Genomic DNA, 10,651 nt, shown 5'->3' with positions numbered 1-10,651 from the left:
CCGCCACGCCGAGTCACTTGATGCTGGCTCCTGCGGCCTTGAACGCCTCGTTGAGCTTCTTCTCGCAGTCCTTGGCAGCGGTCTCCGGATCGGTTCCGTCGATGATGATCGAGTGGTACATCTTCTCGATCAGTCCCTGGCTGGTGAGCACTCCTGCTTGGACCAGCGGCCCCTTCTCCATACCGATAGCGCTGCCGACGCTGACCTGGTCCTGGATCACCTTGATCGAGTCGGAGTACTTCTTGATGGTCTCGTTGCTCGCGTAGCTCGACTCCTGCGAGATGTCGTTGAGGGTCGGCAGCATGCCGCCGGGGACCGAGTGGAGGAACTCGATGTACTTGTCCTTGGTGAACAGGAACTCCAGGAAGGCCTTGGCCTCTCGCTTGACCTCTGAGGCCTCCCACACCACCAGAGGCACATTGGACACCTCGGCCGGGTAGTTCACCGGATCGGAGGCCTTCATCCTGGGAAGCGGCGCAGCGGCGATGGAGTCGACCAGGTCGGAGCGGTTGGTGGCTACTCCGGAGATGTGGAATCCGGAGTTGAAGTCGAAGGCGGTCTTGCCCTGATAGAAGAGCGTCGCCTGATCGAGGACCGCATAGTCCAGGGAGCCCTCCGGGGAGACCGACTTGTACAGGTCGGTCCAGTACTTGATTCCGCTCAGCGCGGCCTCGGAGGTGAGGTTGGCCGTCCCGTCGTCCTTGAGCAGTCTCTGGCCGGCGGAACGAACGTAGAAATTGAGGTAGCGGGCCCCCAGCATGTCCCCCGTCCCCAGGGGCACAGACAGGCCGTAGAGGCTGTCGGACTTTCCGATCGCCTTGGCCGCCTTGGCCAGCTCCTCCCAGGTCTTCGGGACCGACAGCCCCTTGGAGCTCAGCACGTCCTTGCGGTACCACATCACCTGGGCGTGGGAGTAGATGGGCACGGAGTAGGACTTTCCATCCGACTGCCCCTCGGCCAGTGCCGGCTTGGGGAACCGGTCCCGGCCGATGGAGTCGATGACCTTGTCCAGCGGCACCAGGGCCTCGGAGTTGATCATCTCCACGACGTTGTTGGGCAGTGCCGTGGAGATGTCCGGCACCTGACCTGAGGTCAGTCCGGTGGTCCACTTCGTGTTGAACTCGGACCAGGAGAACTGCTCGATCTTGACGGTGACGTCGGGATTCTTGGCGTGGAACTCCTCGGCCATCTTCTTCATCCAGTCCGCACGAGGCCCCTGGGTGAAGGACGACCACATGGTGACGGTGCCGCGCAGCGGCCCGGTCCCCTCGTCGTCGGAGGAGTCCTTGCCGCCGCAGGCGGCCAGCGCGCCGCACACGCCGATGCCTCCCAGGACCATGAAGCCGCGACGGCTGAGTGCGGAGGCCGAGTGAGACGAGACTGAGGTGGGGGGAGTCATGACAGTTCTCCTTTGAACGGGAAATGACGGTTGGGTGGTGAAGTGAGGTGTGGCTGACGGGTGATTCATCGTCATGAGAGTGAGGCCTGCTCCTCTGCCTGACGTGGATCAACGGTCTCGACTACGTCCGAGAACCAGCTCAGGGGCAGTCGGGAGAAGTAGAGGCCCTGGCACTCGTTCTCCCAGAGGATCCCGATCCTGCCGTCAGGTAGGACGCACATGCACTGGTAGACGTGGTGACCGGGGTTGAGGGTCCGCGAGTACTTCCACGTGCGCCCACCGTCGAGGCTGAGTCGAATGACGCCGCAGCCTCGAAACGGGAGCATGAGCGAGGCGTTGGCGAAGACAATGCGGTCCTCCCCCTCGGTTGAGGGCAGACTGATCGCATTGGGCTGGCACCAGATCTCGGGAAGCTCCTTATCGAAACGGATCGCCCCCCAGGTCTGTCCCGCGTCGTGGGACTCGCTGACGGCAACGCGCCCACGAGGGTGCTGGTTGCGCATGAACAGCAGAAGTACGCCGTCTCGTCGTTCCACCACTGCGGCCTCGTGCAGTGACCAGGTCTCATCAACGAATGTCTGCGGGTCGAGCTCCCCCTCAGGGGTCTGCCGTCCTTCATTGGGGCTGCGGCCTAGCTGCCAGGTCTCGCCATGGTCGTCGGAGTAGGCGACCGTTGCGCACATCGCCAGCCAGTTCTGATCGTTGTTGAAGTAGAGGGGAACGACGAGGCGTCCGGCGTGAGGGCCGTTCCTCAGGGCGATGCCATTGCCCGGGCAGGTACCCAGGAACCTCATCCACGGCTGTTTCAGCTGGGGGTTGAGGTCCCGCGGCTTGCTCCACGTGACGCCGTCGTCGTCGGAGTGAGCGATCTGCAGGTAGCTGGTGGGGATGGCCAGGAGGCTCTCGGCCGGGTCCGCCCCAGGGGCCAGCTCGATGTTGCCCGCCGGGTTGCCGTCACGGAGCACCGTGCCGTCATCCATCACCCGGAACTCGGTGTCCCGACCCCCGATCGTCGTGACCGCGCCGTCCGGGTCGACGACGTAGCGTGCGTCGTCGAGGTCCCTCAGCAGCCGCCTTCCCTGCTCATCGAATCCTGTGGACGCCCAGCAGTTGGGCTGCCCTATCCCGCCCGGGAAGTGGTCGATGAGGACATGGACCCGCCCGGTGTGCGGATCCTGGACCATGCAGGAGTCAATGACCGATGAGGCGTCCTCTCCGATTCCCGGGCAGTCAATGACGGTGCTCGCCGGCTCCCAGCTTCGTCCTGCGTCAAGGGACCGGCGCACGACGAAGTTGATGTCGTTGGGAGAGTCATTGGCGTTGGAGACCCGCTGGTCGGCACCGGCCAGGACGGTACCGGAGGTCAGTGTGAGGAGGGAGGGGATCCGGTAGGAGGCCGATCCGCAGTAGCCGCGGTCGAACAGCGCGTCGGTCTCAATCGGCTCGACCTCGTACAAACGCTTGATCTGCGAGTCACTGAGCGCGTAGTCATAGAGACCCGCTCGCTGAACCTCTCCGGACAGACGCACTCCCTCGCAGTCCTGGCCGACGACGATCTCATCGAGTCCCTCAACGTCTCCAAGAAAGAACTCGCCGGGAGCGTGCGTCTCACGGAAGCCGTCGACGTAGAGGTCGACCGAGCCGTGCCCCACAGCGACCACGACCTCGTGCCAGCCTCCGTCACTCCAGGTCCCTGCAGCCGTGACCTCGCGGCGCTCCCCGGCCGTGGTCACGCCCGTGTAGGCGATCCCCTCCGGCCCCACCGTGACGGCGAGCTGCTCACGCCCAAGTCCACCAGCGGCGAGGAGGGCGCCTTGCTGCATCCGCCCCCGAACCCGGAAGCGCAGCCAGAACGAGCCGTGCCGAGCGTCAGCGAAGCGGGCGACGTCGTGAGGACTCAAACGGTTCGCAGCGACCTCGACCAGTGGCTCGGCTCGTCTCGACAGGGCGAGGACCTCACGCGCCGTCAGCACCCGGGGGTGCACTGTGAAGGCCACGACCTCAGGGCTGTCCCCCTGCCCCACGACGGCCTGCGTCAGCCCAGGAAGGTCCTTGAGGAAGGCCGTGGTGGTACCGCAGAAGACCTGGTAGCCGTCAAGGTAGAGACGGGTACCGGTGGGGCTGACGGTGACGACGGCGCTGTGCCAGCGCCCGTCGTCGAGCGAGCGCGCATCCTCAGCCTCCAGCTTGTTCCACTTGTCTGGAACCGTCGCCTCGTAGACGAGCGACGATCCGGCGATGCGCAGGTCGAGACCGGCCCCGTCAGCTCCTCGTAGCGCAAAGAGGTTACCGTCAGACCTCGACCGGAACTCACAGGAGATGCTTCCTGTTTCAGCCTCGAGGATTTCTTTGTTAAGCCGCAGTGCGGTGCATACTGACCCGATCACTTGTCACCTATTTCTCAAAAAGGGCGCAGAAGCCCCTGTCAATCATTGCTTGGATCGCAATTCTTGGAAATCCGCGCCCAGTATCGCGAGCTGGACTCATCAAGAATGCGTCTGATCGCAGGCGCACTTCACCTCAGCGGTTCAAGTACGCCTCGAAACTCTCATCGCCTCATGGTTCTCGGCAATGAGACAGCACTGGAGGGTCGCACGAGCGCCCCGTCCCCTGACGCAGACCCTGGTTCCTCCCCAGGTGGTCAGAGGCAGATCAAGGACGGGCCCCGACCCTCGCGCACGACGGACCGGCGACGTGCAGTCGTGGTCACACGCCATGGCGCTGTGACATACATAGGAGCCCCTCCTCCACAATCAACACCTTTGTTGACGGCCATATGTGCCGCAATCAGATCCTCACCGAACTGATGAAAGTAATCTACACGACATGTGACTTGAAAGTCAATGTTCATGCACTCAGATTCACACAAGATTGACGGATGGATTTCTCACAATCACCAATCCGTCGCCTCCACTCCGACATCGGCGATATCGGGAACGAGACGGTCTCCTCAACGGGGCTGATAGACGGATGAGGGGCGGACCCGCGTGGGTCCGCCCCTCACAAGGAGGTACCGGTGCTACCGGCCACAGCCGGGATCGTCAGCTCAGGCGTCGAGCAGCGAGGGCACCGCCGCCAGGAGAGTACGGGTGTACTCCTCCTGAGGGTTGCTGAAGATCTCCTCGGTGGTGTTGATCTCAAGGATCTTACCGAAGTACATAACGGCGATCCGGTCCGAGACGTAGCGCACCGTGTTGATGTCGTGGCTGATGAACACCAGCCCCAGCCCCAGGGACGCCTTGAGGTCCTGGAGCAGGTTAAGCACCTGAGCACGCACGGAGACATCCAGGGCGGAGGTGGGCTCATCGGCCACGATGATGTCGGGGTCCAGAGCGAGCGCACGGGCGATCGCGACACGCTGGCGCTGACCACCGGAGATCTGCCTGGGCAGCACGTTGAGAGCGCTGGGGGGCAGACCCACGAGGTGGAGCAGGTCACGCACACGCGCCTCACGCTCCTTGGGTGAGCCGATTCCGTGAACGTTGAGCGGGTCGATAAGCGTGTCATGCACGATCATGCGCGGGTTGAGAGCCGTCGCGGGGTCCTGGAAGACCACCGAGATACTGCGCCCAAGCTCGCGTCGGTCCGAGGCGGAGTGCCCCAGCGGGCGCCCCTTGAAGATGACCTCTCCGGAGGTCACCGGCTGCAGCCCCACCATGACCCTGGCAGTGGTGGACTTGCCGCAGCCCGACTCCCCCACCAGCCCCAGCGTCTCCCCGCGCTTGACGGACAGCGAGACGTTGTTGACCGCATGGACCGTGTCCGGATTGAACAGGCCACCGGTGCGGGACTTGTGGATGACGTTGACCTCCTTGAGCTCGACGACCGGCTGGTCCTCGCTCCATGAGGTCGATGCAGAGGTGTTGGACGGCATCAGTGCTCCTCCTTCGCGAGCAGAGCCTCGAGCTCAGGCGTGATGGCGTAGCTGTGTTCGGTGGTGCCGGGTACGGGCTTGAGCACAGGACGCGTGTCCAGGCCGACCGTTGGGTGGGCCGAGCGGGGCGCGAAGCGGTCGCCCTTGACGAACTCGCTGGGCGAGGGGACCACACCACGAACCTGGTGGAGCCGCTTGGAGCCCGCCTCGATAGAGAGCACCGCACCCAGGAGCCCACGGGTGTACTCGTGAACGGGGTTGGACAGCAGCTCGCTGGTGGGCGCCTGCTCGACCACCTGGCCCGCATACATGACGGTGATGCGGTGAGCCAGCTTGGCCACCAGCGCCAGGTCGTGCGAGACGAAGACCATCGCGAAGCCGAGCTTCTCACGCAGCTCGTTGAGCAGGTCAATGACCTGCTTCTGGACGGTCACGTCCAGGGCCGTCGTCGGCTCATCGGCTAGGACCAGTGAGGGGTCACGAGTCAGTGCCATGGCGATGAGGACGCGCTGACGCTGTCCGCCGGAGAGCTCATGCGGGTAGCTGCGCAGCGTGCGCTTGGGGTCGAGCCCCACAAGCTCCAGAAGATCCTCCGCACTGCGAGTACCACCGCGAGAGGTCAGCTGCGACATCTGGGTACGGATGAGCATCGAGGGGTTCAGCGAGGACAGGGCGTCCTGGTAGACCATGCTCATCTCGTGGCCACGCAGGGCATTATGCTCAGTGGGTGTCATCTTGAGGATGTTGCGGCCCTTGAACAGGATCTCACCGGAGAGCCGCGCCGAGGGCGGCAGCAGCCCCATGACGGCCATCGAGCTGATGGACTTACCGCAGCCAGACTCCCCCACCAGCCCCATGGTCTCACCGGGGCGCACGGAGAAGGAGACGCCATCGACGATGTTGACCTCACCGTGCTGCTCGGGGAAGGCGATCGAGAGGTTCTTGACCTCCAGGACCGGGTCCTCCCCGGAGTCCTCGTAGACGAGGCGGTCGCGACGGGCGAGCTCAGCGACCCGCAGGGAGCTGAGCCTGTCGGCCAGGGGAACATCCTCAGCCGCCGGAGCAACGACACCGGTCAGCGAGCTCACGTTCGTGGCCCCATCCTCCTTGACGGCGGCGGAGTTGGCGGTCACTGCGTCAGCAGCATCATCCCAGGCGTCCAGAGTCTCCTGAGCCTCCATGGCCTCTTCATCAGCCTGAACATCGGGCTTGGCCTTGATGTGCGGCGAGGCCATGGCATCAGTCAGCCCCTCGGACAGGACGTTGAGGCACAGGGTGGTGATGAGGATGAGCAGGCCCGGGAAGAAGGTCGGCCACCAGTGGCCCGACAGGAGCAGCTCCTTACCCTCGGAAAGCATGTTTCCCCAGGTCGGGGTGTTGACGGACTTGATGCCCGCACCGATGAAGGACAACGAGGCCTCGAAGACGATCGCATCAGCCACCAGGACAGTCGCGAAGACCATGATCGGGGCGATGCAGTTGCGGGCCACGTGCTTGAGAAGGATCCACGGCACCGGCGCCCCCATCACCTTGGAGGCGGCGACGTAGTCCTCTCCGAACTGGGAGATGATGTTGGCGCGCACCACACGGGTGAGCTGGGGGATATAGAGAACAGCGATGGAGATGATGATGACCGGCAGCATCGGCAGCCGGGTCGACATCGCCGAGACGAGTACGGCAGCCAGAGCAATACCGGGGAAGGACATGACGACGTCGAGCACGCGCATGAGGGTCTCAGCGATCCACTTGCGCGACGTGGCGGCCACGGCACCCAGGACTGAGGCCACTAGAAGCGCAAGGCCAGTGGCGGTCAGACCCACGACCAGTGAGACCCTGGCGCCGTAGACGGCACGGGAGAAGATGTCGCGGCCGGTGCCGTCGGTGCCGAACAGGTGCGACATTGAGGGGGCCACCACGGGATCACTCGAGGTGACCTCACCGACGCCCTCGATGTACGAGGTCGTCTTGGCCTCCGCCAGACCGGTGGCACCGGGCGAGTACGGGGCGACGACGGGCGCCAGGATGGCGATCAGGGCAATAAGGCAGAGCACGACGATGGCGATCTTCGAGCCGAGGGGCAACGCCTTCCAGCCCTGGAAGCGCAGCCCGGGCCGCGAGGCCTTATCCAGTGTGGAACGGTGCAGCATCAGATGCTCCTGATTCGTGGGTTGACGAGGACGTAGAGCATGTCAACAACGATGTTGATGAGGATGAAGGCCAGCGCCACCGTGATGGACACTCCCTGGACGATATTGACGTCGTTACGGGTGATGCCCTGGAAGATGAGCTGTCCCATCCCCTTGATGTTGAAGATCATCTCGATGACGACGGCGCCTCCCATGGCGTAGCCGATGCGCAGTCCCAGAACGGTCAACGGGGTGATGAGCGCGTTGCGCAGCACGTTGCGGGCCACGACGATGTTCTTGGGGATACCACCACCGATGGCGGTACGCACGTAGTCGCGGTCGAGCTCCTCGACCATGGCGGTGCGGACCACGCGGGTCAGTGATCCAGCGTTGGGCACCGCGATCGCCAGTGCCGGCAGAAAGATCTGATTGAGATATGTTCCGGGATCCTCACTGAACGGCACCCACTCGGACACCAGCGCGGGGAAGGCACCCGTTCCACCCGGGATGTCGGAGAACCACTGGATGAGCAGCAGGGCGAGCCAGAAGGACGGCGTGGCCAGGCAGGCGATGGAGATGACGCGGATGACCTGGTCCTGCCACTTGTCGCGGTACAGAGCAGCGATGATGCCCAGGATCGTGGCGAAGATGACGGCCACGAAGATTCCAATGAAGGTCAGCTGGAGCGTGATCGGGAAGGCCCCGGCCACCATGTCGGAGATCTTGACTCCGGTGAAGGAGGTGCCGAGGTCGCCGTGGGCCAGGCCCAGGAGATAGTCCCAGAACCGCTTGAGAAGGGGATCGTTGAGGTGGTGGGCGACTCGGTACTGCTCGAGGGCGTCTGCCGTTGCCGCCTCCCCCAGCGCCAGGCGCGCCGGGTCTGCTGAGGAGAACGACATGACAACGAAGACGAGCAGCGTCACGCCCAGCACCATGACCGGCAGCGCGACCAGGCGCCGTCCGATCAGGCGGATGAGGTTGGACACTGAGATGCTCCTTTGCGTTAGCGTCCTGCCGCCTGAGAGGGCGGCTGGGTGGTTTGGCGGCTGGAAGGCCAACCGTCACCCCAATTGTCTGATGTCTGACGTCAGATAGCAAGTCCGTTGCTTCTGCGCCTTTGAAGCGCTGCGGCCCGACAACGGCTCGGGCGGCACGACTCACCAGAACTGGCTCGCCGCACCGCCCTCACACAGACCTCAGGACTTGGATGACCCCGTCCCCACGAAGGACAGACCAGTCAGCGAGATCGGCTTGAAGTTCTCCAACGTCGACGAGTTGTAGGCCGTCGGAGCCTTGCGGTGGAAGAGCGGGTACAGCGGAACATCCTCGGAGATCTTGTCGAAGGCCTCCTGCCACTTGGCGATCTGCTTGTCACCCTCCAGCTTGACCGCCTCGTCGAGCAGCGCCTGAATCGCCTTCTGCCCCTCCGATCCCTTCCAGTGCATGCGGGCGTCAGTCCACACGTCACCCCCGTACCACCAGCGCATGAGCAGGTCCGCGTCATCGCCGAAGACTGAGGGATCCCCGGGCGCGATAACGACATCCCACGCCTTCGCCCCATCCGCGGACTCAATGAAGCTGTAGGTGTCGGCGGACTTCTTCTCGTCATACTTGACCGTCACGCCCAGGGCCTCGAGGTTCTCGCGAATAACGGGCCGCACCGCGGAGAACCAGCCGTGGTCCGTGCACAGGAGGTTGATGGTCGTGACACCGGCCTCCGCCAGGAGAGACTTGGCCTTGGCCGCATCCATGGAGTAGACCACCTTGGCCTTCTTGTAGGCGGGGTGCCCCTCCTGGACGAAGCAGGTCGCCGGCGTCGCCAGCCCAGCCATGCTGGTGTCGCAGATCTTGGCGTAGTCCAGCGCGTAGAGCACCGCCTGACGCGCCTTGACGTTGGAGAAGGTGGTGTTGTTGAACATGGCGAAGAGCAGGCCGAAACCCTGCTGCGCCGCCACCTTGACCGGATCCTTCAGCGTAGAGAGGTTGGCCGCCGGGACGGCATCGATGGCCTGCACGGAGCCGGAGCTCACGGCATTGGTCCGGGTCGTGTCATCGGGCAGGACCTGCCAGGTCATGGACTTGGCCAACGCCGGGCGAGGACCGTTGTAGCTGTCGTTGCGCTCGAAGACGACCTTCTGACTGGCGGCGCCGTTGTCGGTCATCTTGTAGGGACCGCTCCCGGTGGGGTTCATGTCGAACTTCTTGGCGTCCGCCTCAACGACCGCCTTGGGGACGATCTTGACAACGCTCAGACGCTCCGCGACCAGAGAGAAGGCGTACTTGAGCTTGATGGTCACCGTGCTCGCATCCTTGGCCTCCACCTTGTCGATGAAGGGCAGGAACTGGGAGTACAACGACTTGTTGGCCGGGTCGAGCACACGCGTGAAGGAGAAGACGACGTCATCTGCAGTCACTGCCGAGCCGTCGGTGAACTTCGCGTCCTTACGCAGCGTCGCCTCATAGGTGGTGTCGTCCACCTTCTTGGGCATCTCGGCCGCCAGCGCCGCATAGACCTCTCGCGTGGCCGGGTGCAGCTCAGTGAGCCCCTCCAGAGTGTGCCAGTTGGCGGCAACCGTGAGCGCCGACGACGTCGTCATCGGATCGTAGCCATTGGTGCCCAGCTCATAGGAAATACCTGCGGTGATAACACCATCCTTGTGAGTGACCTCCTGGTCGGTGGCCGTGCCACTGCCCTTCGCGCCGCCCGCAGTCTTGGCCTTACCACCGCAGGCCGCCAGGCTGACAGCCAGGCCGGCAGCCATTCCGAGGGTGCCGGTCAGCCTGATGAAGTCTCGGCGGCTAGAGCCGGCCGGAGTCGTGATCGCCATTGATTCTCTCCTGAAGTCTGACGTCTTATGTCTGACGTTGGTAGGATGACTGTAGCAGAGATCGGGACGTCCAGACCACTCGCACCCCTGCAGGTCAGGCCCTCGATCGTCACCGCCCACCCAAGGGGTGGAGCCGTTCAACGAGCAGAGTCACATCGCAGTGAGCACAATGATTGACAGGGCAAGAACCGTGGCCGACACCGAGAAGAGCAGCACCGTGAGCACAGAAGCCAAGTCGAGCACAGCCGACGTTCCACCAAGAAACGAGATGAGCATCACACTCAATGCGGGTAAGACGGCGATCCCCCATAGCGCGTACTCCGCACTGGTCACGTCCCCCACCACTCAGGCCGAGACCACGATGACCGCGATCAAGGACTTCATCCTGAGAACCGGCCTTCAGACGGGTGATGCCTTGCCGACC

General features: G+C 63.8%; 6 protein-coding genes. All 6 read right to left on the bottom strand.

Features of this window, described 5'->3' with window-relative positions; genetic code table 11:
- Positions 1-13: 13 nt before the first annotated feature.
- The gene (locus tag BKH33_RS13030) at positions 14-1,399 is read right to left on the bottom strand and encodes an ABC transporter substrate-binding protein (RefSeq protein WP_003783095.1); all 1,386 of its coding nucleotides are present in this window, start codon (positions 1,397-1,399) and stop codon (positions 14-16) included.
- A 71-nt stretch (positions 1,400-1,470) separates the two neighbouring features.
- On the bottom strand, positions 1,471-3,786 hold the full coding sequence (locus BKH33_RS13025; protein ID WP_003783167.1) for a sialidase family protein: 2,316 nt from the start codon (positions 3,784-3,786) through the stop codon (positions 1,471-1,473).
- A gap of 659 nt (positions 3,787-4,445) precedes the next feature.
- The gene (locus BKH33_RS13020; RefSeq protein ID WP_003783177.1) at positions 4,446-5,273 is read right to left on the bottom strand and encodes an ATP-binding cassette domain-containing protein; all 828 of its coding nucleotides are present in this window, start codon (positions 5,271-5,273) and stop codon (positions 4,446-4,448) included.
- The gene (locus BKH33_RS13015; RefSeq protein ID WP_003783169.1) at positions 5,273-7,420 is read right to left on the bottom strand and encodes a dipeptide/oligopeptide/nickel ABC transporter permease/ATP-binding protein; all 2,148 of its coding nucleotides are present in this window, start codon (positions 7,418-7,420) and stop codon (positions 5,273-5,275) included. Before BKH33_RS13015 ends, BKH33_RS13020 begins: the two co-directional genes overlap by 1 nt.
- Positions 7,420-8,385: an ABC transporter permease gene (locus BKH33_RS13010; RefSeq protein WP_003783183.1), complete on the bottom strand. Its 966-nt coding sequence runs from the start codon at positions 8,383-8,385 to the stop codon at positions 7,420-7,422. The genes BKH33_RS13015 and BKH33_RS13010 overlap by 1 nt, the downstream gene beginning before the upstream one ends.
- A 210-nt stretch (positions 8,386-8,595) precedes the next feature.
- A complete protein-coding gene (locus BKH33_RS13005) occupies positions 8,596-10,227 on the bottom strand; it encodes an ABC transporter substrate-binding protein (protein ID WP_003783193.1) in 1,632 nt (543 codons plus the stop codon).
- Between the last annotated feature and the right edge of the window lie 424 nt (positions 10,228-10,651).

It is taken from the genome of Actinomyces naeslundii, assembly GCF_001956585.1.
In the GTDB taxonomy this organism is placed as follows: Bacteria; Actinomycetota; Actinomycetes; order Actinomycetales; family Actinomycetaceae; genus Actinomyces; species Actinomyces naeslundii.
This window is presented reverse-complemented; position numbering and strand designations above follow the sequence as displayed.